This is a genomic window from Streptomyces sp. NPDC093598 (assembly GCF_044764825.1).
GTDB lineage: Bacteria > Actinomycetota > Actinomycetes > Streptomycetales > Streptomycetaceae > Streptomyces.
The window spans coordinates 82379-106370 of sequence record NZ_JBIWIV010000021.1; the positions used below are offsets into that span (position 1 = coordinate 82379).

The 23992-nt window shown below is 66.8% G+C and carries 28 protein-coding genes and 2 pseudogenes; 13 read left to right on the plus strand and 17 right to left on the minus strand.

All coding sequences use genetic code 11. The features are described 5' to 3' along the window. Positions 1 to 3: 3 nt before the first annotated feature. From ACIRDU_RS35860 to ACIRDU_RS35885, 6 genes are all read right to left on the minus strand, one after another. The gene (locus ACIRDU_RS35860; RefSeq protein WP_403587813.1) at positions 4 to 201 is read right to left on the minus strand and encodes a hypothetical protein; all 198 of its coding nucleotides are present in this window, start codon (positions 199 to 201) and stop codon (positions 4 to 6) included. A 19-nt stretch (positions 202 to 220) separates the two neighbouring features. After that, the gene (locus tag ACIRDU_RS35865; protein WP_403587814.1) at positions 221 to 619 is read right to left on the minus strand and encodes a hypothetical protein; all 399 of its coding nucleotides are present in this window, start codon (positions 617 to 619) and stop codon (positions 221 to 223) included. Between the two features lie 11 nt (positions 620 to 630). After that, positions 631 to 1950: a hypothetical protein gene (locus tag ACIRDU_RS35870; protein ID WP_403587816.1), complete on the minus strand. Its 1320-nt coding sequence runs from the start codon at positions 1948 to 1950 to the stop codon at positions 631 to 633. Between the two features lie 68 nt (positions 1951 to 2018). Continuing rightward, positions 2019 to 2777: a hypothetical protein gene (locus tag ACIRDU_RS35875; RefSeq protein ID WP_403587818.1), complete on the minus strand. Its 759-nt coding sequence runs from the start codon at positions 2775 to 2777 to the stop codon at positions 2019 to 2021. A 50-nt stretch (positions 2778 to 2827) separates the two neighbouring features. Continuing rightward, positions 2828 to 5614, minus strand: a complete 2787-nt coding sequence (locus ACIRDU_RS35880) for a hypothetical protein (RefSeq protein ID WP_403587820.1) — start codon at positions 5612 to 5614, stop codon at positions 2828 to 2830. Positions 5615 to 5685: 71 nt separating this feature from the next. Further along, positions 5686 to 6132 carry a hypothetical protein gene (locus tag ACIRDU_RS35885; RefSeq protein ID WP_403587823.1) on the minus strand — a complete coding sequence of 149 codons (447 nt, stop codon included), beginning with the start codon at positions 6130 to 6132 and terminating at the stop codon, positions 5686 to 5688. A 173-nt stretch (positions 6133 to 6305) separates the two neighbouring features. On the opposite strand from ACIRDU_RS35885, the gene ACIRDU_RS35890 reads away from it, so the two are divergent. Together ACIRDU_RS35890 and ACIRDU_RS35895 are read left to right on the plus strand one after the other, a co-directional pair. Beyond that, entirely contained in the window at positions 6306 to 6521 is a 216-nt protein-coding gene (locus ACIRDU_RS35890; protein WP_403587826.1) for a hypothetical protein, read from the plus strand. 469 nt (positions 6522 to 6990) lie between these two features. Beyond that, positions 6991 to 7395 carry a helix-turn-helix domain-containing protein gene (locus ACIRDU_RS35895; RefSeq protein WP_403587829.1) on the plus strand — a complete coding sequence of 135 codons (405 nt, stop codon included), beginning with the start codon at positions 6991 to 6993 and terminating at the stop codon, positions 7393 to 7395. 421 nt (positions 7396 to 7816) lie between these two features. Here ACIRDU_RS35895 and ACIRDU_RS35900 read toward each other — a convergent pair whose 3' ends face one another. Then, positions 7817 to 8290 carry a hypothetical protein gene (locus tag ACIRDU_RS35900; protein WP_403587832.1) on the minus strand — a complete coding sequence of 158 codons (474 nt, stop codon included), beginning with the start codon at positions 8288 to 8290 and terminating at the stop codon, positions 7817 to 7819. Here ACIRDU_RS35900 and ACIRDU_RS35905 point away from each other — a divergent pair. Both ACIRDU_RS35905 and ACIRDU_RS35910 read left to right on the plus strand, forming a co-directional pair. Further along, positions 8280 to 8495 carry a hypothetical protein gene (locus ACIRDU_RS35905; protein WP_403587835.1) on the plus strand — a complete coding sequence of 72 codons (216 nt, stop codon included), beginning with the start codon at positions 8280 to 8282 and terminating at the stop codon, positions 8493 to 8495. The genes ACIRDU_RS35900 and ACIRDU_RS35905 overlap by 11 nt on opposite strands. Before the next feature lie 21 nt (positions 8496 to 8516). Then, positions 8517 to 8723 (plus strand): hypothetical protein, encoded by a 207-nt coding sequence (locus ACIRDU_RS35910; RefSeq protein WP_403587838.1) that lies wholly within the window; start codon positions 8517 to 8519, stop codon positions 8721 to 8723. Between the two features lie 24 nt (positions 8724 to 8747). On the opposite strand, the pseudogene ACIRDU_RS35915 reads toward ACIRDU_RS35910, so the two are convergent. The 5 genes and pseudogenes from ACIRDU_RS35915 to ACIRDU_RS35935 form a co-directional block, all read right to left on the minus strand. Next, positions 8748 to 8990 (minus strand): annotated as a pseudogene (locus ACIRDU_RS35915) (transposase); the annotation flags it as partial. 213 nt (positions 8991 to 9203) lie between these two features. Continuing rightward, positions 9204 to 9416, minus strand: coding sequence for a hypothetical protein (locus ACIRDU_RS35920; protein WP_403587841.1), 213 nt, complete (start codon positions 9414 to 9416; stop codon positions 9204 to 9206). Beyond that, a complete protein-coding gene (locus ACIRDU_RS35925; protein ID WP_403587843.1) occupies positions 9413 to 9847 on the minus strand; it encodes a YncE family protein in 435 nt (144 codons plus the stop codon). The genes ACIRDU_RS35920 and ACIRDU_RS35925 overlap by 4 nt, the downstream gene beginning before the upstream one ends. A gap of 54 nt (positions 9848 to 9901) precedes the next feature. Then, on the minus strand, positions 9902 to 10321 hold the full coding sequence (locus tag ACIRDU_RS35930) for a HEAT repeat domain-containing protein (protein ID WP_403587845.1): 420 nt from the start codon (positions 10319 to 10321) through the stop codon (positions 9902 to 9904). 20 nt (positions 10322 to 10341) lie between these two features. Continuing rightward, positions 10342 to 11181 carry a tachylectin-related carbohydrate-binding protein gene (locus ACIRDU_RS35935; RefSeq protein ID WP_403587848.1) on the minus strand — a complete coding sequence of 280 codons (840 nt, stop codon included), beginning with the start codon at positions 11179 to 11181 and terminating at the stop codon, positions 10342 to 10344. 257 nt (positions 11182 to 11438) lie between these two features. On the opposite strand from ACIRDU_RS35935, the gene ACIRDU_RS35940 reads away from it, so the two are divergent. From ACIRDU_RS35940 to ACIRDU_RS35950, 3 genes are all read left to right on the plus strand, one after another. Beyond that, positions 11439 to 11999 carry a hypothetical protein gene (locus ACIRDU_RS35940; RefSeq protein ID WP_403587851.1) on the plus strand — a complete coding sequence of 187 codons (561 nt, stop codon included), beginning with the start codon at positions 11439 to 11441 and terminating at the stop codon, positions 11997 to 11999. A gap of 508 nt (positions 12000 to 12507) precedes the next feature. Beyond that, positions 12508 to 13011, plus strand: coding sequence for a hypothetical protein (locus ACIRDU_RS35945; RefSeq protein ID WP_403587854.1), 504 nt, complete (start codon positions 12508 to 12510; stop codon positions 13009 to 13011). A gap of 330 nt (positions 13012 to 13341) precedes the next feature. Next, positions 13342 to 13626, plus strand: a complete 285-nt coding sequence (locus tag ACIRDU_RS35950; protein ID WP_403587857.1) for a hypothetical protein — start codon at positions 13342 to 13344, stop codon at positions 13624 to 13626. 10 nt (positions 13627 to 13636) lie between these two features. Here the strand turns inward: ACIRDU_RS35950 and ACIRDU_RS35955 are convergent, their stop codons facing one another. Further along, complete coding sequence (locus ACIRDU_RS35955; RefSeq protein ID WP_403587860.1) at positions 13637 to 13840, minus strand: hypothetical protein; 204 nt, start codon at positions 13838 to 13840, stop codon at positions 13637 to 13639. Positions 13841 to 14302: 462 nt separating this feature from the next. On the opposite strand from ACIRDU_RS35955, the gene ACIRDU_RS35960 reads away from it, so the two are divergent. Further along, positions 14303 to 14464, plus strand: a complete 162-nt coding sequence (locus tag ACIRDU_RS35960; RefSeq protein WP_403587920.1) for a DUF6233 domain-containing protein — start codon at positions 14303 to 14305, stop codon at positions 14462 to 14464. On the opposite strand, the gene ACIRDU_RS35965 is transcribed toward ACIRDU_RS35960, so the two are convergent. Continuing rightward, complete coding sequence (locus ACIRDU_RS35965; protein ID WP_403587863.1) at positions 14461 to 15201, minus strand: Ku protein; 741 nt, start codon at positions 15199 to 15201, stop codon at positions 14461 to 14463. The two genes, ACIRDU_RS35960 and ACIRDU_RS35965, sit on opposite strands and share 4 nt — an antisense overlap. 181 nt (positions 15202 to 15382) lie before the next feature. Between ACIRDU_RS35965 and ACIRDU_RS35970 the strand changes: the two genes are divergently transcribed. From ACIRDU_RS35970 to ACIRDU_RS35980, 3 genes are all read left to right on the plus strand, one after another. Next, positions 15383 to 17863, plus strand: coding sequence for a DUF3376 domain-containing protein (locus ACIRDU_RS35970; RefSeq protein ID WP_403587866.1), 2481 nt, complete (start codon positions 15383 to 15385; stop codon positions 17861 to 17863). A 1026-nt stretch (positions 17864 to 18889) separates the two neighbouring features. After that, the gene (locus tag ACIRDU_RS35975; RefSeq protein ID WP_403587869.1) at positions 18890 to 19450 is read left to right on the plus strand and encodes a hypothetical protein; all 561 of its coding nucleotides are present in this window, start codon (positions 18890 to 18892) and stop codon (positions 19448 to 19450) included. A gap of 55 nt (positions 19451 to 19505) precedes the next feature. Continuing rightward, complete coding sequence (locus ACIRDU_RS35980) at positions 19506 to 19892, plus strand: hypothetical protein (RefSeq protein ID WP_403587872.1); 387 nt, start codon at positions 19506 to 19508, stop codon at positions 19890 to 19892. A 531-nt stretch (positions 19893 to 20423) separates the two neighbouring features. Here ACIRDU_RS35980 and ACIRDU_RS35985 read toward each other — a convergent pair. Continuing rightward, on the minus strand, positions 20424 to 21086 hold the full coding sequence (locus tag ACIRDU_RS35985) for a hypothetical protein (protein ID WP_403587875.1): 663 nt from the start codon (positions 21084 to 21086) through the stop codon (positions 20424 to 20426). Positions 21087 to 21108: 22 nt separating this feature from the next. On the opposite strand from ACIRDU_RS35985, the pseudogene ACIRDU_RS35990 reads away from it, so the two are divergent. After that, positions 21109 to 21866: pseudogene (locus ACIRDU_RS35990) on the plus strand (IS5 family transposase); the annotation flags it as partial. Positions 21867 to 21899: 33 nt separating this feature from the next. Next, positions 21900 to 22157 (plus strand): DUF6221 family protein, encoded by a 258-nt coding sequence (locus ACIRDU_RS35995; protein ID WP_403587878.1) that lies wholly within the window; start codon positions 21900 to 21902, stop codon positions 22155 to 22157. 213 nt (positions 22158 to 22370) lie between these two features. Here the strand turns inward: ACIRDU_RS35995 and ACIRDU_RS36000 are convergent, their stop codons facing one another. After that, positions 22371 to 23258, minus strand: a complete 888-nt coding sequence (locus tag ACIRDU_RS36000) for a Dyp-type peroxidase (RefSeq protein ID WP_403587880.1) — start codon at positions 23256 to 23258, stop codon at positions 22371 to 22373. A 325-nt stretch (positions 23259 to 23583) separates the two neighbouring features. Beyond that, positions 23584 to 23973, minus strand: a complete 390-nt coding sequence (locus ACIRDU_RS36005; RefSeq protein ID WP_403587883.1) for a hypothetical protein — start codon at positions 23971 to 23973, stop codon at positions 23584 to 23586. Positions 23974 to 23992 lie beyond the last annotated feature (19 nt).

A 23992-nucleotide genomic window follows, 5' to 3' on the forward strand; every position in this document is an offset into this window, starting at 1 on the left:
CGCTCAGCTGAGGGCCTCGTGCAGGGCGTCCCAGACCTCGGCGACGAGGTCCCGGCGGGTCTCCTCGGCGATGTCTCCCGCCACCACCACCTCGATCGGGAAGTGGAAGTGGAGCTCCGCCCCCGGGCCGGAGACCACGACGGGGTCCGTCCCCCCGGCCTCGGGCGGCGCGCCCTGCTGTTCGACGTCCTGCTGCGACATGGGGTCCTCCGCACTCCGGTCAGGCGCTGGTGGGGGTGACTTCCAGGCAGACGCAGTTAAAGGTGGTCGTGGGCACTCCGTCGATGACGATCGTGCTGGCGGCGGAGGTGATGTAGCAGTCGTTGAACACGATCTGCTGGAACGTCCAGTCGCTGCCCGAGGCTTCCTGGACCCCGATGTTGAAGCTCTCGTGGTCCAGCGCCATTTGGGTGAGCCTGGCGACCACTGGGCCGATCGCCTTGACGGCCATGGAGAAGGTGAACGCCTTGGGCTGGACGACGTGGGCGACGTTGTCGGCCTCCAGCGAGTGCAGCGGCTGCACCGGACTGTTGAAGGTCGGGTTGAACGAGTCGATGGGGGTGACCACGGTGGTGTCGAGCATCACCGCCAACCTGGTGTCCCACTTGACCTCGGGCATCTCCTCGCTCCTTAACCCTTGAGAGCCAACTTGACGGCGATCTGGTGGATCACGCCCGCGTAGACGACCGACACCTCCATGTCGACCTTTCTGGTGCTCCGTCCGTTCCCGATCTGCTTGACCTCGTCGGCGGTGAGCGTGGCGGGCTCCCGTTCAAGGAGCACCAACAGCGGGATGTGGATGGCGTACTCCTCGATGACGTTCCGGGTCACCAGCGGGGAGAGCACGCTCTGGACGAGCGTGACGACCGTGCGCAGGCCCGGGCGGTCGATGCGGATGTCTCCGATGGCCTCGATCAGCGCGGCCTTGATGCGGAAGCTGATGTCGTCGAGCGTGCGCACGATGTCGAGGTACTTCTTGTTGCCGGCCGAGCTGGCGGTGAGGCCCTCACCCAGGTAGAGGCCGTGGCCGGGAAGCATCACCGGGCTGGCCACCCAGTTGATGGCTTTCTCGTAGTACTTCTCGATCTCGGTGGCAGTGAAGAGCCCGGACATGCCGATGTTGATCGGTTTGAGCAGCAGTGAGATGTGCGGTTCGTGGCCGGCGATCACCCCGGCGACTGCCGCGGCCACGTCATCCGGGGATTCCTTGTGGGCGACCAGCACCATGCGGTCGGTCTTGATCGCTCCGGTGTTCCGTGTCACTTGCACCGCCTGAGAGTCCGCGGGGTCCAACGCGGCCACGCCGATGCGCTCCTTGCCGTCCCCACCGGTGTTGGAGACCGCCACGACGTGTTTCGCCAGAAGTTCGACCGGGTGGTCGGTGGCGGGAGTCCCGTTCAGCGGGGTATCGGCCAGGACGACGATCTGCACCGGCACGTCCTCCGCCACCGTGAATGCGGAGTCCCAGTCCGGCGTGGCGCGGTCCACCTCGATGCCCCAGACCCGCGTGGGGGGCGGAGTCTGCCGGAAGGCGGTGGCGATGGCGACGGCGACGTCGTTGGGGTCCTCCCACACCAGTGGGTCACCGACCGGGTGGGCCGCCGTCAGGGCGCCTTCCAGGGTCCAGGTGAACTTGCTGCCCTCGGCCGCAGCGACGGACTTGATCGTGAGGAACTCGGTGTCCTTGTCCTTCCCGATCCTGACCCGGGTTCTCTCTGGGAAGCTCGCCGGGGCGGTGAGGGTGGTGGCGCCGGCGTCGGCCTTGACCGAGAGCTTCGACACTCCCTTCGGGTACGCCCGCACGGCCTCGCCCGGGTACGTGAAGGGCTGCGCGGTGGTGGCGCCCCTCCCGACGGCCCCCTTGCCGATGACGAGGATGTCCCCGAAGGCTCTGGTGGCGGGCGCGAAGAGTTCACTGCTCGCCGTGACAGTGACGTAGTTGAACGGCATCGACTGCTCCTCACCGTGTGCGCCCGGCCTCCGGGAGGCTGGGGCCGCGGCCGGTGCCCGCCGGGCCTTCAGGGTGCCGTCTCGAAGGCGGCGACGTATCCCTGGGTCGCCAGCAGATCGCCAGCCAGTTGCTCGGTCATCTGTGACGGTTCGTCGGTCGCGGTGGCCGGGAAGACCGCGAGCCACGCGCTGGAGGCGAGCAGGGCGCCGCCGTCTTGGGCCGCCGGCGGGCTCGCCGCGTCGACCGCCCGCTTGGCCTGGCTGAGTCGGCGCAGCGCGTCGGCCAGGTCGAGACGATCGAAGAAGAGCGCCGAGACCCGCAAGGGGAGGCTGCGGGCCGGCGCCGTCGGTTCGAAGGGGGGTGGTTCGGCGTACCGGAGCTGGTAGGGCCGCTCGTACGCGTTCTGCGGTGCCGCGGCGCCGTCGGCCGCCGCCCAGGCGGCCTCCGCCTCCACCGAGGCGAGGAGGCTGTCGGCCGACACCGCCTTCACCACGACCACGGTGTCCAGCGACATGTCGATCCAGTGGACCGGGGGTGTCGCTGGGATATCGACGGTGGCCCGGGCCTGTTCGGCCGTGGGGATCGCCTTGTCCCAGGAACCGTGCACGGCGATCGAGGCGTGGACGCCGCTCTGGAACTCCTGGTGGACGACCTTGACGGACTCCACCGACCTGATGTCGAGGGAGGCGGGGTCGTAGACGGAGACCAACAGCGCCCGTACGCGCTCGCGCTCCGGGTCGGTGTCGGGAACGAGCAGTGACCTCACGTGGTCCGGTGCCAGGTACCGGAGCATCAGGTCGTCCGTGAAGCCGTTCGTCGCTGCCATCTCGCAGTCACCTTCTCCAGTGTACGCCGGGGTGCCGATCTCCGCTCGCGCTAACCGGTGTTGGCCTCCGGGAGGCAGTAGGCACAGCCGTTGTAGCCCTGGGCCCGTGCCTCCTCCAGGCGCGCGAAGGGGAGCCGGTGCGTGAGGGAGAGCTTCTCGAAGAAGCGGCAGGTGCTGATGTGCAGCTCGTGGCTCTTCGGATTGCCGAAGAAGAACTCGTCGAGTTCCTTGACCGCGATGATCTCGATGGTCACGCGTCCGGCCACCTCGTGGTCCTGGATCTGGGTGGCGACGAAGGGGTACCCCTTGAGGTGTTCGGCCTCGTGGGCGAAGTCGAGGACGAGTTCGGCCACCACCTTGTCCTTGGCGTCGAGCCGGAAGCCCTCGATGAGCGCCCTGTCGCCGCCCTTCATCCGGAGTGTGGAGCGGACCTGCCCGAGCTCCGTCACCGCGATGTGGCTGAGGGTGGAGTCCTTCACCAGGCGGCTCAGTGTCCGGATAGTGATCTCGGTGTCCGGGGGCATCTCCCTGGCGTCCAGCTCCCATGCGCCGTCCGTGGCCACCGGCGCGCCGTGGAGCTCGAGGGGCAGCCGGGTCTGACCGCCGAGGACGGACTTCTGGGGGGAGACGTTGCGCTGCCCCACGTTGTTGCTCTGGCGCACGAGTTGGTCGTGTGCCAGTGGTTCGCCGGACATGGCGGCCTTGGCGGGGTCGGCCTTACCGTCGACGACGGCGATCAGGCATTCGTGACCGACGATGGTGGGGGTCCAGGGGAAGGGGCCGACGCGTACCGCCCCGCCGGGCGGAATCGCCTGGTGGATGACCTTCGACCCGATGGAAGTGAAGTGGGTGGGCCACGTCATGCCGGTTCCCGGGTTGCACCGGCGGGTCTCGACCGTGAACCGGTCGGCGTCGGCCTGCGCGGTCCCTCGGTTGCGCACGCGTACGTAAATGTAGTTCGTCCGGTTGACGATGGGGTCCTGGTGCCCGGCCTCCGGATCGTCGCCATCGGTGGTGGTGTTGTTGCGGACCCAGATGTCTGGCGACTGCCAGGTCGGGTCGTTGCCGGTGCCGCTGGGTATCGCGCCGGTGTCTCCGGACCAGTCGGCGATCCACACGTCGACGTTACGTCTCTCCCAGAGTCCCTGGTCGGAGAAGCTGTTGTACAGCAGGCTGTTGTGCAGGCCGTTGTTGAGCGTGCCGTCCGCGGCGATGAAGGCATCGGCCAGGTGGACGGCGTTCTGCTTGCTCTGTGCGGTGTCGGGCCCCAGGCGCGGCACCAGCGCGAGAAGCAGCCGGGTCATCTTGTCGCCGGCCTTCTTCCGCACGGCCCCCTCCTTCGAGGAGCCGCCCATGCCGAGATAGCACCGCCACAGCGCCGAAGCCAGCATGGAGGTGCGCACGTCGGGGGTGTAGTCGTCGAAGTCCGCGTCGTCGAAGCGCTGGGTCAGGTCGAGTCGTCGCCCCTTGCTCCACTCGTCGTGCGGGTTGTTGTCGAAGGGGAACGTCTCGGTCCTGCGGTGCCCGGCGGGGTTGAACCGGTCCCGGAAGATGCCCGCCATGACGTCGCAGATGCTGTGCTCGTACTCCAGGGGGCCGGTCGCGCCGGGTGGACGGAGCCACTGGATGACGCCGTGCGTGTACTCGTGCACGATGACGCCGAGGTCGGCGGCGCCGGGCACGCCCTCCATGTCGAAGCGGATCCGCGGGGGTGTCGTCGTGCCGATCCACTCGCTCAAGTCGGTGGACGCGGCGCCCTGCGGGTCGATCTCGACCTGGACCATGTGGGCGTTGAGCGTCTCGTTGCCGAGGTCGTGGAGGTACTGGGCGAAGGTGTGGGTCCAGTAGTAGGCGTTCGCGCTGAGGAACGCCTTGTCCTGGACGTGGCTGCCGAACCGGAAGACCTTGGTGGTCGAGGCCGGCTGGGGGAATTCCGGGGCGTCCCAGTCGCTGCACCGGCACCACTTGCCGTCCAGGTGGAACAGTCCCTGCTCGTCGGCGTCCGCGATGTCCGTCTGGACCTCACGGACGAACTCCTCCAGGATGCCGTGGGTCGAGAGGGAGCTGGGCGAGCCGTCGGTCGACTGCGTCGCGGGGTCGGGCATGTACACGCCGAGCGTGGCCGTCACGTACCTTCCCGCGATCTCGATCCAGAGGAGTTTCCCGTCGACGGCGTCGACGACGACCCGGAAGTGCTCGAACGGGCCGGTGGTCTCGACGATGAGGTCGTGGACGAGGTGCAGCCTGCCGTCCGGGCGTCGTCTGCCCTTGCGCAGCAGGGCGAGCGAGGCGGTGGGGCGGTCCGCCTCCGGCAGCGGGGGCCGGGTGGTGTCCCGCAGGTAGACGAGCTCGTCGCGGGCGATCGACACGGTCGCGTAGCCCTGGCGGAAGGGTGCGAGGGCGGCCTTCTCGACGAGGCCGGGGTCCTGGGCCGCGGTCGCGTCGGGGGCGTCGGAGACGTCGACCTCCGTCGCGTTCTCGACCTGCACGACGGCCGCCTGCCCGGTGTCGGCCACCACTTGGAGCATGGCGCCCCGGATGGGGACGTCCTTGTGAAACTGCTGGTAGCGGACGTTCAGGGTCCCTGAGTCCCGGTCGGCCCGGATCTCGCGCAGGTCGGCTCCCTCGGTCCCGAGCTCGCTCGCGCGCTCCCGTACGAAGGTGTTGACGGCCCGGCGGGCGGTCGGCGCCCGGTAGAGGGTGGCCCCGGGATCGAGCAGGCGGCGCAGGACGCCGTCGGCGCCCCGGTGCTCACCGACTCCCGGAGACATCCGCAGGGGTTCGCCGGGCACCGGGCCCGGGTCGTTCCGGTGTCTGCGCTCCTCGTTCCGGCCCATGACGTACTCCTCCGCGCACACGGATCGATCCCCCCGGCGGCCCACCCCTCATCGGACGACGGTGGGGTTCGTCAAGGGGCCTCCGCGGGGATACGGGACGGGATGGTCGGCAGCATGACGCGCCGCGGCTCGGCGGCGAGGACGCGGCCGGAGCGCGCGACCGCCAGGAGGTTCGGCAGCGCGTACGGCTCCGCCGCGTCCAGGTCGACGGTGTAGCCGAGGTACTGGAGGCTCGCGACCGTCACCCGGCTCAGGGGGTTGTCGTTGCCGTCGATGCTCGGCGACATCAGTTCGCTGTCGAAGACGGACTCGCGCCAGTGGCTGCCCGCGCTGGGGACGGTTCCGGGCGGTTCGCCGACCAGGGTGCCGAACGCCTTCAAGGCCGCCGGTCCGACGTAGATCGGGTTGTGGCCGGGGAAGTCCTTGCGCAGCCCGAAGTCGTCCCAGAGGGTTCCGACGCCTAGGACGTGGCCCATCTCGTGCGTGATCACGTCGAGGAGGGAGCCGTCGGCCTCCATCTCGGCCAGGTCCCGCGCTGTCGAACCGCATGCGTCCGGTGACGGGGAGTCGGGCCCCGCTGACCGCGTTCGGCCGGCGGAACCGGGTCGGTCCGGCCTGGCCGAGGATGTTCGGGACCTGGTCGGTGCCGTCGATCGGGACGCCCTCGGCGTCGATGAGGACGTCGTCGACGATGACGGCGCCGCTGAAGTCGCGCACGATCGCGGTCTCCAGGTCGCCGACGATCACGCGCGTCCACCGCTCGGCGGCCTCGGCGAAGACGGCTTTCTGTCCTGGTGTCAGCCCTTGGACGAACCGGACCTCGATCTGGAAGGGAGAGGTCATGGCGGCGATCTCCGCCGCGCGGTCGCCGTCGGCGACCGCCGTGTACGTCTCGAAGCTTGCGTAGTTCTGCCTGCCGCCCATGGATCCCGCTCCCATCGCGTGCGGCCGCGTCGTTCCCCCACACCAGCTTAGACACGTCCCCGGTGGTACACCACGCAACCAATCGGCGCCCCCGACACGCGGGGCGTGTACATGAACAACGACCCGCTCGTGCCGGCGCACGCCACTGCCACCACAGCACACGCACCTGCACACATGAATCCGGCAACACGCCTGGTGGGAACTGAGGTTGCGACGTCCCGACGCATCGATTCCTGCCAAATGGCCCGACCCTTCCAAGAACGCACTTCGTTGCAGTCCGCCCCGCACAGCCAACCGCCCCACGAAAGTGGGTCAGCCATCCCCGGACAGAACGTTGCAAGCTCCGCCCTGCGGAGCGGGGCCTCGACCAGACGCCGCCCGGCAGTCGTGCGTGCCGACCCCCCGACTGCCGCGCGCCCCCTCGCATCCCACCCGCGCTGAAGGCCCCGGAGATGAGCAAGCGCGAAATCCGCCGTACCTCGCCGTGGCACTATCAGCGCATACCCAGGAGCAGCAACGACAAGAACCCTGGCCGCTATGTCCTCCGCGGCACCTGGCCCCAGGCCATCCTCATCCACGACGCCCCACTCAGCGCCTACTGCGGCCTGCTTCTGGCCCGCGACCTCGACCACCTCATGACTGCCCGCGGCCAGTCACTGAGAGACATCGCCGGGCGCGCAGGCGTCGCCCACTCCACCGTCGCCCGCGTCCTGACCGGCGAGGTCCTACCCGACATCGGCACCCTCATTCGTCTGGAAGACACTCTCGACCGCCAGCTCTGGCCCGGCCCCCACGCCGTCCGCGCCGCAGCCCAGAGTGCCGAAGGCAGGGACCGGTGCCCTACCCCTCAAGGGTGATCTCCCCATCCGGAATCCAGCCCCCGACATAGCCCTCCATCAGCAGCCTGAACTCCGCGGGAAACAGCTCCACAACCGCCTCGGCCAGACCTTCAACGGGCCACCAGCACGCCTACGCATCGACCAGCCCGGCATCCACGGGTCCGGTCGCCTTCAGGATGGCAACCTCCACCTCATACGGATCGGCGTTTTGCCGCGTCACCCGCAAGCGTCCCGTCACCGAACCCCACCGCACGTCGGCCACGCCAGCGCGCCGAACCCACCGCCGCACCGAGCCCGCGACACTATCCCCGTCACGGACTGCGAGCCGCACGGGCCACCACGCCTCAGCGCCACCCGGACGGTGCAGCAAAACCGCCTTGGGTGCAGTTCCGCCCTGACAGCAGCCGATGCACTGAACCGCTGAGCCAACGAGCAATGCTCAGGAGTTGTGGATCAGCTCCCCGGGAGCGTGCGAAGGGCGTACCTGCGCCGACTTGCACATACGGGGAGGGGCGTACATCAGCACCAGGTCCTCGCACGCGAGGAACAGTCCCTTCTTGTGGAGAAGATCGGTCCCTAGGTGATAGCCGAGGTCGTGCGGGCTGATTGAGCGGCTCTTTTCTCGGGCGAGGGACGGGCGCAGCACGGCGGCCCGGTTCCGAAGGCCGGACACGGAAAGCCACTTCTTCAGTTCATTGGGGGTGGCGAACCCGACGCGATCGGAAGGGCGCACAGGCCCGTTGCGCCCATCGAGCTTTTTCTTCAGGGCCACGATTCCCAGGCCGGAGGCGACCGCCGCCGTACCGAGGAAGCCGGGCAGTCCGCCGAGGGGCAGCCGGATCGGACTGGACGAGGACGGCCGCCCGCCCGCCGGCGCCGACCTCATCTCTAGCGGCACGCCCGTGAAGAGCACGGTGGAGCGCTACACGGGCGACGAGGCCAAGGTCAGCGTCTGGGCCTCATCCACGTTCGGCCTCACGGGCGAGACCGTCGAGGAGATCTCGCCGTCCACCAGCTGGTACACGACGACCGTGGACCTGCGCTGGCAGCAGTGGGGCGGATGGCAGGCCACTGAGCTGCAGATGAGCGACGGACCAGAACCGGCGAGCTCGCGATAACACCGCCCATACGATGGCCCCGTGACAACCCGCCGCATTCTCGGCCCCGGCCCGCACAGCATCCGCACCTCCCAGGCCGACCTCATCGACGCACTGCCCGGCGTCCGCCTCCCCGACCTTGCCCAACTGCGCGAGCGAGGAGTGCTTGGAGGCCCCCCGGTGGCCTCTCGCGCCACGCGGCGGACCCTCGGAGCCGGCGGCCGCACCGACGAGGGTTCGTCGGGCTGACCACAGACATCAACTAGTGCCGCATCAGGCAACGTTCGCCCTGTTCACGACGTCGCGAAGGCGCTCGTCTTGGGCATGCTTGTTCCGCCAGATGATGTAGCGGCGGATCATGCTGCCCTGCTCCTTATGGCTGGCGTGGTCGGTGCCGTCGAGGGTGAAGTAGCGCAGGGCCGTGAACTGGGCCTCGATCCGGTTCAGCCACGAGGAGTTGGTCGGGGTGTAGGCGATCTCGACGTTGTTCGCCTCGGCCCAGTCCGCCACCCGACGGGGAAGGCGCCCCACGGTGTCGCCCTCACCCCGGACGGGCGGTACGCCCATGTCACTAACACCGGGTCGAACACCCTGTCCATGGTGGACCCCTGAGTCACAGATCGACCAGCACCCGCGCGTCGGAGGCGGTGTCGGTGACGAAGGCACGCAGGCCGTCGGCCGACAGGCTCATGTCGTGCGGCACGCCCCCGACAGGAACCGGATCGCCGATCAGCGTCGGCCCCGCGGTGTCGACCCGCGCGCCAGGGACCCTGCCCCGGGGAGGAGCAGGCGCCCGTCCCGGGTGAGCGCCAGCAACCGGGGTGTGGCGGGCAGCGCGATCCGCGTGCCCACCGACAGCGTGGCCGCGTCCACCACCAGGATCGGCCAGTACTGTCGGCCGGCCAGCCGCCGGGATCGTCGTGCCCGGTCGACGTTGATCATGAGGGACAGGGAGGCCGCATTGGCGTACCGCCCGTCCGGGGGCACATGGTGTCCCCGCCCACGGGGAACCGCTCCAGTACGGAACCGGTCCGGGCGTCGAGGGCGGCGAGGGCGCCCGAGTCGAGACAGACGACGTACAGGCGCTCCGCCTTGTCGTCCAGGGCCGCGTCGAAGGGCACTGGGCCGACCCGGAACGCCTCTCCCACGGTGGTCAGCGCGTTGGCGTCGATGACCGTCACGGCGTGCGAGGCACGGCGTGTGACGTCGAGCCAGCCGTCCCGGTGAGCGACGACACAGTCGGGCCCCTTCGACCAGCAGCACGTTCTCCATCTCGAAGGCACGGTGTCCAGCACCGCCACCTTGTCGTCGCCGGGATCGGCCACGAACACGCGACGGCCGTCGGCCGCGACGGCGAGATCGACGGGGTCCACCGCGAGGGAATGGGAAGCCCGGGCGCCTGCGGAAATGGGATACCGCAAAGCAGGTCAAGGGCCCTGGTTCTCCGCCTCTGTGGCTGCGTCCCGGAAACGGCTGACCAACTCGTCGGATGTATCCGGCGGTACGGACGACAGGGCCACTTTGCGCACGCCAGCGTCCCTATCGCCAGCCAGGCCGCCGAGTACATCGGCAGCTGAGGCTGCCGGCAGATTGGACGCTGCGCAAGCTGCTGCCACCCGGAGCACCGGATCATCACTACGCGCTGCTGTGAGGATGACATCCTGCCCTTGGTCGCCTTCCAGGAGGCTGGCGGCGTAGGCGCTCTTGGAAGCGAGCATGGGGTCATCACCCTGAACCAGGGTCCTCAGGTGGGGCAGGCTGTCGGTGCCCAGTTGAGCGATCGCCGCGTAGTCCGGCTCTTCAGGATCGAGCACCCGGCGCACGTCCTGCATCGATACGCTGTTCATAGCGGCGCCTCCCAGATGTCCTAGCTGAACGCACTGTCGACCATGGTTTGCAACTCGTCAGAGACCAGGTCGGGGGGCGGGTTGGTGATGTCCGCCGTCCCGTTGCCCGTCATGAGACGGTCGTTGTTGTCGACATGCAGCAAGTCCAGTACGTGGCCGACCTCATGGCCCAGCGTCCACTGGGTGGCCCCCTGCGCCACAACCGCGCCCGGCCTTCCGGCCGGATGCGCGGCGCAGCCGTTCGACGGCGGGACGGTGGACCGTACAAAGTAGACAACGACGTCGTTGGGGCGCGCGTTGTTGCGGTTGGCGAAGAGCTGGGTCTGCTCCTCTGTGACCGTCCCCATCACGCACTCGCCCATGTCCAGGTCGTTCAGGGCGGGAAGGTCAAGGTTCTCCGTCGAGGCCAGTTCGACCTTGATGCCTGCTGTCGCGTAGACCTCGCTCATCCGGGCGACGGCGTCCGTGACGGCGACGTTGGGTGCGGTGAGGATCTTCGCGTGCAGTCGCACCGTCGGCACGTACGTGTCGCCGCTGAAGACTTTGTCGTAGATGTCCCAGCCGCCGCTGATCCTGTTTCCGCCGGCGCCGGCCGTCCAATGGGCCGTGCCTTTCTTCCATCCGTCGTGGCGGTACCACTGCAAGTCACCGTCTGGCTTGATGCCGTAGATCACGCCTTCGCCGCCGCTGAAGACTTTGTCGTAGATGTCCCAGCCGCCGCTGATCCTGTTTCCGCCGGCGCCGGCCGTCCAATGGGCCGTGCCTTTCTTCCATCCGTCGTGGCGGTACCACTGCAAGTCACCGTCTGGCTTGATGCCGTAGAACGCAAAACGGACACCTGTGACGTGGGTTTCTGGCATGGTGAATCCCTCTTTCGAGGCTGCCCCAAGACGAATTGGGTGTGTATGCATAGGCAAGATGCAGACTGGCTGAGCTGGCCTCGCGACGAAACCTTCACGAGAACACGACCCTGGCGGCTGTCCTGATCTCCGGCATCGGGGGCCATATCCCCTCTCCACTAGACTGCTCGTGCCGGGTGCGTCTCGCAAATGGAAACGCCAGCTGTAGTTCGAGATCGGCGGAGCGGCGTTACAACGGCTAACCACAATGATTCGAGTTGTCGGTAGGCGATCAGGCAGCAGTCGAGTACCTACTGGAGGCATACAAAACGGCCGCAAAACGGGAATGCGGCTACTTCGGGATGCCCGTCCTGGCAGACGACCGCATCATCGGACGCCTCGCGGTACGTGTGAGCAAGAACATGGCCGTCATCAAAGGCCACCAGCTCATCTCGGGCTGCGATCCCGCACACCTCCAGCACGCCCTGAATGTGATCTGCCAGTGGGCTGGGGTCGACGAGACTCACCCCCAGCGCACCGACCGCAGGAGCAACTCCGTGAGCGAAACACCCCTCAACTATCGCACGACCCTCTCCGTACCCCGAGCCAAAGGAGTTCTGGGACTCGGCGTCCTCAGCCGGATACGCGCTGGCGTCCTGCCGTCTGCCGTACCTCTCGGCCCCCTGCCGAGCAGCTGTGATCCCGCACTGGCCGGCCAACTGCAGGCGACAGGATGCGTCCTCTACCAGGAACACGACGCCGTACTCACGCGCCTCCTTGACCCGGCCTCCTCAGAACGGGAAGCCTTGCACCCCGCCCCACGCCAGGTGGGGGAGTGAGACCTGGTGCGCGGATGACGCAGCGTGCCCGTCCTTGTGGCACGCGGTGCTCCCGAGGATCCACGACTCGTCTGCAACGGACTGGCCGACGCATATATTTGACGCAAGGTTCACCTGTTTTCAGTCAATCTGACGAACTAGCCCCATATCTCCTCAGCGAACGCCCTCCCTGCTGTGCACGCACCGTTACGATGACCGCATTAGCCTGACACAGGGTCAGCGGCTGGTATCGGGAAGGCGTTCACGCCGCGAGGAACAACACACATGCGCGTCGGCTCCGACGTGGCGCGGACATGCGGTTGATGCTCAGTCACTGGGCTTCTGCGCAAGGATTCACCGGGTGGGTCATGTCGGGCGAATTCGCTCAACTCGTCGTGGACGAGGCCATCTTTCACCTGGTTCCGCAACGTAAGCGGTCGGATCCAGTACCAGCGGAACTCAAGCTCAGCGAAGCGGTGTGCCAACTCGGCGAGGACGTGCGAGGCAAGATCCAGGCCAACTCCGTGGTGTGCTTGCCAAGCATGGACGCCCGGTCGTAGAAGATCTTGAAGTCGAAAAGTCGACTGTGCCGGACCGCATCTATGAGTACCTCGCCCAACAGCGAGACCTGGTGGATGTTTCCATCGACCTTGCCGAACTGCTCTTCGAGAGCCAAAAGGGGAGAAGCCCTGCCGGGCTTCTCCTCGTGGCTGCCGCCCGTCTTGCCGGCAAGCGGGCGCTGCTCATCGTCAAATTGGAGCAAGAGGGCGGGCTCCGGGCCGAGGACGTGCTTGTCGAGGGCAAGCGCACTTTCGACATGAGCTACTTCGCCGACCTGCTGATGACGGAGCACAACAAGATTTACAAGGCCGCTCTGTTCTGCGTCGACGGCGTCCCCGAGGACGGGCCCATCGAGGGTGGGCGGCTGACAAGCAACTGGTCGGCAAGATGGCACAGTTCCGGCTGCAGGCATTCCTCGGCTGCAGGCAGAAAGAGGACCCCAAACGCCTCACCGAGAAGTTTCACGAGGTAGCAGTCGACTGGGCCGACAGGAGGGTCGACGACCCCGAGAAGAGCGTCGACTATCTGATGGCTGTCCTGGTCGAGCTGCGCTCCAGCACCGCGACCTTGGATCCGACCGCCTTCGCCGCTGATCACCTCGACCTCTATGACCAGGACAGCTTCCTCGCCTACCTGGCCAGCAAGGACGCCCCAACGACCATCTTCGACAAGGACATCGCAAAGGTGGCTCCGCGCCTCAGCGAGCCCGGCACCAGCTCGGGCCGCTGCTTCGATCCCTGGCTCTCGCACGTCCCCGGGGATGAATCCGCCGGGTGCCGAGTGCACCCTAGGATCCCTGCACGTGGCACATACCTTCGAAGAACTCGTGCAGATGCAGCACCTCGCCGATGAGGTACACACCGCGATTGAACAGCTCCAGGACCAGTACGGTCCGCCTGCACAGACCGACTGGACCGTCGAGCAGCAGGCCTCGTGGGACACCGCGTGGCGGACATGGCGCGACCTCGCCGACGACGTCCAGGCCGCGGTCACGGAGCACGCGAAGGAGCAGGGCACGCCCCGCCACCAAATTGAAGCGAACGTGAAGAAGGCCGCACGCCATCCGGCGCTCGTGGCCGGCGGCTGACCTACGAGTCTTACGGCCAGCTCGCGAGCACCCGCTCGCCGTCGTGGGCGCGCTCGGTCAGAACGATCCGAGCGCCGTCGATGCTGCCCCACGAGCCGATCCATGACAGGTACTGGTGCTCGGCCGTGGGCTGCTTGCCCCACCAGCCGTGCATCACCGGACGGCCGCCCGCCGTCAGGAGAAGGTGGAACCGCTCGTCGTCCACGTCACTCACTTTCCCACCCGCTTTCGTCGGTGTAGGTGTGCAGTCTCAGCCGCGCGTCGGCCGCAGCTTCTCGCAGCTCCTCGAGGAACCGCGCCAGCGATACAGGCAGTGTCGGCGGTGTGGCGAGGAAGCAGTCCCGGCATCGGTCGAACCAGCGGGGCCCATGGCTGGCGCATGGATGACGCCACTGGTGCGGGATGGCTGGCCGCAGGCCGAGCAGGGCGGCTCCTGTTGCATCCGCTTCCAGGTCTCCGCAGATCGGGGCGTGGCCGGGGCAGGGGAGAGGGAAGCCGGTTCGACGCCCAGTTTGCGGGCGGCTTCCGCGCTGTTCATAACTGCTCCTGGGGGTGGGGTGGGCTGTGCGGCATCCCGATCATAGAATCGAACGTACGAACGATCCAGAGTCGTCGCGACTCGCGCTGCTCCGCTTCCTGGAGCGCGTGCAGGAGCGCGACCTGATCCGAGCGGGGTCTGGACCGCACCAACATCGTTGCCGTACACACCGGTGAGTGCTGGGACCCGGGCAAGAGGACGAGGCCTGCGACCAGGGCGCAGGCGATCGAGGCACTACGCCAGCAGGTGCCAGCGTGCTCGAAGTGCAGGCCGGACACGGCGCTCGGCATCGAGGTCTAGGCGCTGCGCGGCCGGCGACCGGACGTCTTCTTGGCTGTGGACTTCTTCGCCGTCTTCTTGGCCGGCTGCTTCTTGGTCGCCTTCTTCTTCGGCAGCTCGTGCCCGTCGGCGTCCTCGCCGCGCGAGGCCCTGGCCTGCTGCACGGACTCGTTCAGGGCGGCCATCAGGTCGACGATCTGCCCCGGCTGCGACTCCGGCTCTGCAAGCTCTGGCGGTTCGCGGTCCTCCCGCTTGGCCTCGATGATCTGTGAGAGGGCTTCCGTGTAGGTGTCCTGGAAATCCTCACCCTCAAGCTCCTCGCGGGTCATGCTGTCCATGAGCCCGAGCGCGCCTTCGATCTCCTCGTCGCTCAGCTCGACCGGCGGCGGCAGCAGCTCCTCCGGCGACCTGATCTCGTCAGGCCACCGCATCGCATGCAGAACGATGACGTCCTCGCGGACCCGCAGCAGGCCCAACCTCTCTCTGCCGCTCCAGGCGTACTTCGCCACAGCCACCTTGCTGCTCCGGTCCAGGGCCATGCGCAGCAGCTTGTACGGCTTCGCGGCGACCTGCCCGCTCGGCGCCAGGTAGTAGCCCTCGCTGATCTTCAGAGGGTCGACGGAGTCCAGCGGCACGAACGCGACGATCTCGATGGCCTTCGCCGTCGGCAGCGGCAGGTCCCGCAATTCTTCGTCGCTGATCGGGATGACCCCCGCCATGGCCTGCGCCCTCACCCCGCCAGGCCGGCGCACCGTCATCGCCGACTCCCCCGAGGCCATCACCGCGTTTCCACAGCGGTCCCCCGGAAGGGTGCGACCTGCCGTCCGGACGGCACCCCCCGGTGGCGTCTGCCCCGGGGCGAGGCAAGGCTGGGGGCGGCATCCTCCCCGAAAGGGGGTTCGCTGAGCCGGACAGTTTGGCGCCGTTGGAGGACATCGCATGCCCGACCAGAAGCGTACGGGGCTCTCCGCGAGCGTTCGCCGTGCCCGCGACCGGGCGTTTCGGCACGTCTGCTCCAGCACGACCAGCAAGGATGCCTCGGCCTTGCCCTGCGCCCGGAGCGAGTCACAGTGCGTACCGAAGATCGAGTACCGGATCGCACTGGTGATGAACGGCGGTGTCAGTCTCGCCGTGTGGATGGGCGGCGTTACCCACGAACTCGACCTGCTCCGGCGGGCATCCCGCGGAGATCACTCCGACACCGTCCCGGAGAAGGAGCGCAAGGTCTTCAAGCTGTGGCAGGAGGTGGCGAAGAAGGCCGGGGTCGAGGTGAAGATCGACATTGTCTCCGGCACGTCCGCTGGTGGTCTCAACGGCCTGCTCCTGGCCACCAGCATCGCCCGGGGATCGCAGTCGCTAGAACTTCGCGACTTGTGGCGTGATGTCGCCTCGCTGGACGAGTTGAGCCGCAAGCGCCGTCCGCGCCGGCAGACGCTGCTGGACGGGGACTGGTTCAAGGGCCAGGTGAAGAAGGTTCTCGATGGCATGCTGCGAGGACCGGAAAGCCAGGAGCGCGTCACCCTCTTCGTCACCGCCACCGCCCTGGACGGCCGTCACCGGGACTACGAGGACGACGCCGGCAGCGCCTTCAGCGTGCGGGACCACCGCCGCATGTACATGTTCCGCAATGAACCCGAGGCCTTCCGCTATGTGGACAAGAGGGGCAGGTGGAAGCTCGAAAACCGGGCCATCAGGGAGTTCGCCGAAGCCCATAACGAGGCCCTGGTAACAGCGGCGCGCGCCACGGCCAGCTATCCGATGGCGTTCCAGCCGGTCAGCGAACATCCGCTCCTCGCCTACCGGGTCCACCCGGACAAGGAGCTAGACATCCCCGCGAGTTGCGTGATGGACGGCGGTGTTCTCAACAACGCTCCCTTCACCCCCGTTCTGGACGAAATCACCAAACGCCGTGGCGGCCCGGCCGAGCGTGTCGTCATGTTCGTTGCTCCTTCCGGGGGAGTGCTGGCCGACGAGGCGGTCAAGGACCGCCGGTGCGACGCCGTCGGCATGGGGACGACTGCTTGGAGCGCGTTGAACTACCCCCAGGAGGTCGACTTCCGCTCCGGAATCGAGGACGTGAAATTCCGTCTGGAGATCATCGGCCCGAGATCGCGGGACGAACTGCTCTGTCGGCTTCTGGAGTATGGGCACGATGAGCAGCACCGCATGCAGTTGGCGGCACAGGCACTGTACGCCGAGTACCGAAGGAGCCGACTCCTGGCCGTGCGGAAGCGGCTCGCTGTCACCAATGTGCGGGTGACCGCACTCAAGGCTGCGGACGAGCCTCCGGAAGAGATCCTTAGGGAGGTCCTCGCACGGGAAGACCTGATGTGGCTTCCGCCCACCACGGTGCGGAGCCTCATCGCGCCCCGCTTGGGAGAGTGGCGCTGGGGGATCACCCCAGCGGAACGTCTGCTGCAAAACCTTCTTGCCCTCCTTCATCAGCTGCTCCGTAAAGCCCGGGAGGCCCAGGACAGCACAAGGGCGCGACGGATTTCCGATGCGATCCCGTTCGTCAACGACAGTCTCGTCAAGGTCCTGGCCATCAACGAGGTTGTCCGCAAGAGGACGCACTGGGACGAGTGTCCTCCCGGTCTCTGCGAGGAGGCGATCAAGGTCAATGACGTCTTCAAAGATCTCTCAGTCCCCTCGGAGGTCGGCCGCCTGGTGGGTGCCGCCGCGCGCTGCTTCCTGTCCGCGGCCCGCGGTAGCGACAATCTGAGGCACTGGGAGACCCCGGAGCACGTCGTTGCCGCCATGCTGCTGGTGGAGGTCCTCACGCAGAGCTTCGCCCCACCCGCGCGCGCCATGAAAAAACTCACCCCCGAGTTCCGGTTCCTGCGGCTCGGCCCGGATCACATGGGACCGCTGTTCAATGAGGACTGGTCTGTGGACCTGGGCCCCAAGAAGCTGTATGGACTGCGCTGTTACCACTTCGCCGCGTTCCTGAGCGAGGACTGGCGTCGTCACGACTTCGCATGGGGGCGCCTCGACGCCGCCCATCACCTGCTGTCCCTCCTGGCAGAGCAGCTGGACGGCGGGGAGACGGAACGCAGCCTCCACGCGGCGATCCTCCAGGCGGAGGATGTGCCCGGGGAGGGCGACGACCCCATCGAGCGCATGAGAACTCGTCTGAAACAACTCAGGAACATGACGGACGAGGAGGTTCTGGCACACGACCTGACCGCCAAGTCACGGCGGAATATGCTGCTCCCGCTGGGACGCTGGCGATGGCTTGCCCGGCCCTTGGCCTGGGGATATCAGTGGCATCTGAAGCGGCGGAGCCGCCGACGGTCGAGGCGGGCCCGTCCGCGGACGGAAACGCTCGCGACCTTCGTCGTACTGGCCGTGTACATCATCCTGTCGCTCGCGATCATTGGTTTGGTGTTCGGAGTCCGCTGGCTGATCGAGATTCTGTGAGGTGCACCCGGTGTGCGCACCGGGAGGATGACCAATTGAAAGCCGATTGTGGCTGACGGCCTCACCACCCGCCGAACGGAACCGCCGGGGCGGAACGGAACGGCTCCGCCGCCCTGCAGTGCCCCGCCTTGCGTACCTCCGCCAGGATTGCGAGGTGGAGCGCGCCCGGGAGGTCGCCCTCACGTTCACCCTGCGGGCAGCCCCGCAACTGGCCGCGCTGCTCGACCAAGACACCGCACGGATCAACTAACGAGCTCGTGCACGGTAGGCAGTGCGGCGTCGAGTTCCTGATCGTCACGCGCGGGTGCCGAGCGTCTCCACGACAAGCGCGAGCATCCTCGGGCTGCATGCGCTGATCGGCTACTGACACCACCTACGTCGTCACCAGAGGCGTGGGGCCGGACAGGAACACCCTGTCCGGCCCCACTGCCTGTCGGTACAGCTACGCCCACCGCACCCCGATCGCGGACAGCTGCTCTGCTCCACCCGCTCCGGCGACAGGGTCAAGGCCCGGCTGCGCTGGTTCCCGATCGAGCCGGAGCTCCCGCTCCTCCTGGTCCTCGCCGACGATCCGTTCGACGTGCTTCCGAGGTACCCGCAGGTGCACCCTCGCGCTCGTAGAACTGCTTTGCGGCCTCGTAGTTCATCGCCACCGTGCGCTGACCCGCCGGCTCCCCGAGAAATCCACTGCCGCCCGGGTCGGTTGACCTGCCACCATCAGGTAGGAGCTCATTCAGGCAAGGGAACGATGGCCAACTTTCGATTCGGATCGAACGACTACACCGTCAACATCCGGGCGCAGCAGCACGTCACTCTCTTCCAAGGCTGGGACGTACACCGTCTCGCCCTGACCTTTGAGTTGACTGCCCACGGCGACTACGCCGTGGACGCACCGTTCCGTTCCTTGTCTCCGGCACCCTCTGGACGCACGAGACACCAGGCCCCGCGAGCTGGATCGGCGTCCTTCGCACACCGCGGCCGGTCGGGCTGAAGTCCTTCGCCACGAACCTCACGCTCGAGACGAGCGTGACCGACCAGCAGCTGCGCGGACTGGAAATGACGCGGGCTGGCAACGACTTGGCCCTGCGCGCCGAACTCTCCCTGACCGCACTGGCAGAGACGAAGCACTGGCCCGTCGCCGACGACCAGGAGATCATCCGGGTCCCGCACGCGACGTGGAGCAACGCTCTCACCCAGCTCGATGCCGGCGCCTTCGTCAATGTCCTCATCCCGGTCACCAACGTGGAGGCCCGGGCCACCGGCGCGCGAAGGATCCGCGAGGCGAAGACCGCGATCCGTGACGGACGGTACGAGCACGCCGTTGCCCTCGCCCGAGCAGCCCTCGATCCCGTACGCGAGGCCCGCAACACCCACAAGGTCAACATGGAGGCGTTGAAGAAGAAGCCGGCGGAACGGGACCAGGAGGAGCGCTGGGCGGTGTTCATCCAGAGCGCCTTCAACCTCTTCAGCGGCGCTCCGCACGACGACGCGGGAACCACCGAGAACTTCACCTGGACCCGAGCCGACGCCGTCGCGGCCGTCACCGCCGCCGCAGGCCTGCTCGCCCGGCTGGAAGACCTGCCGTAGCCCGCCAGCGGTCGCTCGTTTCGCGCGGTGCCCGCGAGGGCAGCAGGATGGTGGCATGACACCGGACGAAGAGCGCTGCGCCTTCATTGCCCAGTTCTCGATCACCAGCCACCTCGGTGACCGGCTGACGGCGGCCAAGCGCAACGCCGAGCTGGCGGTCGGCACGCCGGACGCCGGCCAGCGCCAGACGGAGTGGCAGCAGGCCAGCGACAGGCTGACCCGGTGGCTCCAGGAGCAACAACTGGACGAAGACACGGTGGACGAGGTGTCCGCCGCGTTCCTCGAGGCGATGGAGGACGGCTACACGCTGGTTACACACACCGGCGAGAGCGGAGAGGCTGACTCGTACCTCACCCTCCGGCAGCGAGCTGCTGTGACCCGTGAGTGGCTGCGCTACCAGGGCTACGGCGTCCCCAGTTATCCCAAGGAGCCGGGGCTCTGAGCAAGGTCGGACTCCCGGCGTTGGCGGCACTGGCTTGCCCGCCCCTGCTGCTTGGTGCCTATAGGCGATGTCCTCATGCGCGGGGCATTCAGCTACCGAGTCGGCACCGATGTCCCAGCTCATTGGTGTAAATGAAGCCGCAGCGCTGGCACTCTTGCAGCCCATCGACCACGTCTGCGCAACGGAAGCAGAAGTTGATAGGTGTCTCTGGAGCTGCAGCGGTCCGCGCCCCTCGCACCAGGCTGCTCATCTTGCAGACGGGACACCGGTTCGGGGTGTCACCGTCGTACGAGGCGTCAGGTGCGGCGCGGTCGAGAACATGGACGGCGTAGCCCAGCGCCAGGCCCAGAGCGCCATAGCCCTCGACGCAGAGGTGGCAGTACATGGGGGAGAGGTCGGCGTCCGACTGGCACCATTCGGGCACACCTTTGATCATTGTCGGAGTGAGGGCGAACTCCCGGCACTGCGGGCACTGGAGGGTACGCGCTCTGACGGGGCCCAGCACCGGAGCGAGGTCCTTCATACGCTCTGCTACATAGCCCTGGATCGTACGGACTCCTCCGCGGATCCGCTCCATGTCGATCTCCGCGTGGTGCCGTTCCTCTTCATCCTGATGCGCTCCAGAATGTGCTCACCGACGAAACTGATGAGGAAGTTCAGCACTTGGGCAGTGGTGCTCTCCACTTTGCCAGCTTTGGCGTTCTCGCCGACCAAGCCATAGTGCTGCAGAGCGTTGCGGCGTTTGGCCAGGTCGGAGAGGGCATCCTTTTCACGTTGGCTGAACTTGATACCCGCCATGCTGGTGAGCCGCTTACGCGTCTCGTCAGGAGAGCAACTGGTCAGTGTTCCGGTTTCAAGCGCTTCTCGCGTAGCGTCCCCAGGGTTGGCGAACACCAGGCTCCAGTGCACCATCTGCAGACGCGCCTTCAGAAGCACTTCGGCGCCCGCAGCCAGGTGCAGCACGGCGTACTTCATGGCTCTTGCACTCGGTTCGCTTCCACCCTCTAGGTGCTCTGCCACGCTGACCAAGTAGTCCAGACCGTTCTGGACGGGTGGAAAGTGGACATCACCCGCGAGCTCTGCCTGGCGCACCTGGTAGTAGGAACCATTATGTTCGACCAAGCACTGATCCACTGACTGCGGTATCTCCTCAAGTTCATGACTCGACGCAGCATCGAGAGATTGCTCATGCATGGGGGTCCTTCAGGGCGAGTGAACCCTGGAAGCCATCGCGTGGAAGTACCGCACCTGCTCGCCCTGGCGGGACCTGCCAAACCAGCTTGGCTCGTTCCAGACCGCTCACAAACGCCTGATCAGGTGGGCTATGGACGGCACCTGGGAACGCATCCTCGCCGCAGTTCTGGCAGCAGCCGACGCTGATGCCGACATCGGCTGGACCGTCTCGGTGGACTCCACCGTCTGCCGGGCTCACCAGCACGCTGCCGGTGCCAGGAGAATGGGGCGCCAGGCCGGGCCGAACCCGAAGACCACGCCCTCGGACGCTCCCGCGGCGGCCTGAGCACGAACGTTCACCTCGCCAGCGACAGCCGGGCACGTCCCCTGGCCCTTCGCGTCACCGCAGGCCAGGCGGGCGACGCCCCGGCCTTCGAGACCGTCATGGCAGGCATCCGTGTTCTGCGAAGCGGACCCGGCCGACCCAGAACCCGACCCGATACCGTCCTGGCGGACCGGGCGTATTCATCCCGCGTGATCCGCAATCACCTCCGGCGACGTGGAATCCGCGCTGTCATCCCCCAGCCGTCCGACCAGGTCGGCCACCGGCTGCGGCGAGGCCGCGACGGAGGCCGCTCACCAGCCTTCGACGCCGAGACATACAAGCAGCGCAACGCTGTCGAACGGTGCATCAACCGACTCAAGCAATGGCGCGGCCTGGTCATGCGAACGGACAAGCTCGCCATCGCCTACCAGGCCGCACTCCTCCTCGCCGCCATCCTCATCTGGACAGCCGCTTGACCGCCCAACCACCTTGCCCGCGAGGATGGCCACATGGACGATCTTGTGGAGTTTCTCGTCGCACGCATGATGGACGACAACCACGCCTACGCCTACGTGGCCGACACCCTGGGCGGCGAAGCTCTTCTCGACAGCCACCTCCCCATGCTCGACCTGATCGAGCAACTGGCGAATGACTACAAAGCCATGGACCCCTCGGACTCCCGCTCGGCCGGCCTGGCATACGCGCTGCGAGTCCTTGGCCAGTCATACGCCGAACACCCCGCCTACCAGCAGGAATGGCGCCCATAGCCTTTCAAGGAGACAGTCCCTAGTCCGCGCGCGGGTCCTCGACTGTCGGCCCCCCCGGCCCAGACTGAATAAGTTCTGTCTCTTTGGTCAGCGCCGGGTCCAGATGAGGATGCCCGCGAGGTGGAGTGCGGCCTGGTAGCCGATCGCGAGCTTGTCGGGGCCGATGCGGTTCGGCGGCAGCGTGTCCGAAAAAAGATCGCGGCTGACCAGGCGTCATTTCTCCGCTAATCGCTGAAGCCACGCCTCGCCCGGTGGTGGGACGAAGAAGTAGCCGCCTCCCGTAGTGAGGGTGTATTTGGCCATGGCCTCGCCTTGGAGCCTGTGCTGTACCGCCTCGAAGCCCTTCTCCAAGTCGCGCTGGAAGCAGGAAAAGATCAGTCCTCGATCGTCGGGGCCACGGTGGTAGTTGTAGCTGCGCCGGACCATCGGGGGAGGATTGCGCCGGTCTGGTGCTGCTCTGCGTACGTGTGCGTCGAGTGGAGTGGTCTTGCCCTGAGGATCGGTGGCGAAGACGGCCCGTTCAGTGCTGGGTGTGCCGTCCAGCCATCGGCCCTCCCTGCGTCGGCCGATGATGCGCTCTTGCTCCTGGACGGTGTCCCGGTCCCAGAAGTCGGTGGCGAGCCGGATGATCCGGATCACCTGATAGCTACCGCCGACGGCCCAGGACGGCTCACCCTGACCGGTTCTGACGGTTGCGCGTTCGGTGATCTCGGCCGCTGTGGCGGGGTTTCCATGCCCTTCGGTGAAATGGAACGGGTTCCGGGACAGACCCCGTCCGTCCTCGGTGCGGTTCTCGGGACGGGTGCCGTCCGCGCGCCAGCGCACCTGCTGTTGGGACAGCGTACGCAGCGTTTGCTCGGCGGCCTGCCGCACAGCGCGCGCTGAGGATCCGGTGATGTGGAGTAAGAGGTCGCCATGTGATTGGACAGGGTCCAGTACGTCGCCTGCAAACGAGGGCATCCGTTTCATGTGACGCGGCTTGTCAGCGCGCGAGGAAAATGCGCCTTCGCCCAGTGCCAGCCAGGCGGCGACGCTGCCGCCGTCGATCGCCGTGATGGCTTGATGGGCAGCGCGCAGCGCGTCTGCGCGTTCGCTGCCCAAGGTGATGTCGAGTGAGATGAGCCGCGCATACGGCAGCGGCGCTGCTCCGCGGAGGTGGGCTGGTGCTTTGTCTTGCCCATCGGGTGAGCCGTTGGGCAGAGCTGTGAAGCCGACGGCAGTAAGGCCGCCTGCTCCAGCGGCCATTGCAGCCGAGGCGGTTAGGAGTCTGCGTCTACTGGTCATCGTCCTAGGCCATCCTCTGGTCTAGCGGAGCACTGGTGTTCTCACCCTGGTCCGCGTCGAGAACAACCGGGCTCGCTAGCCGGCTGACGGCGACAGATGAACCTGCCACCTCTCGTGATTTCCCGCACCCGCCAGGCTGAGACTACTTTCCTACCTCGAATCGCCAATCCCACAGAGGATCCCTCTGGAATCGTGCCAATACATCTCCATATTCGATGAGTTCACCGTGATTCGTGTCCAGCAATCCTGAAATCCCCTGGATCACTTCACCCAGGAGATCGCGAATGCACGATACTCCGGAGTATTCAAGTGTGATCGCCTGGAATTCGCCGATCTTCTGGCGAATTTCATCCGCTTCTTCTTGATCGAACTCATCAAGGACATCCCCAGACGTGTCTACGCCAAAACTGCATTCCCCTCGATCCAGCCGATCAAAGAATTCCCTTTTGCTGTAGGTGCCGGCCTGCTGTAGACGAGCCACGATGCGCTGATGATCCCCTGGAGGACTGAGGAGAACGATGGTAGGCCGCATGAATCTTCCTGTCGTGACG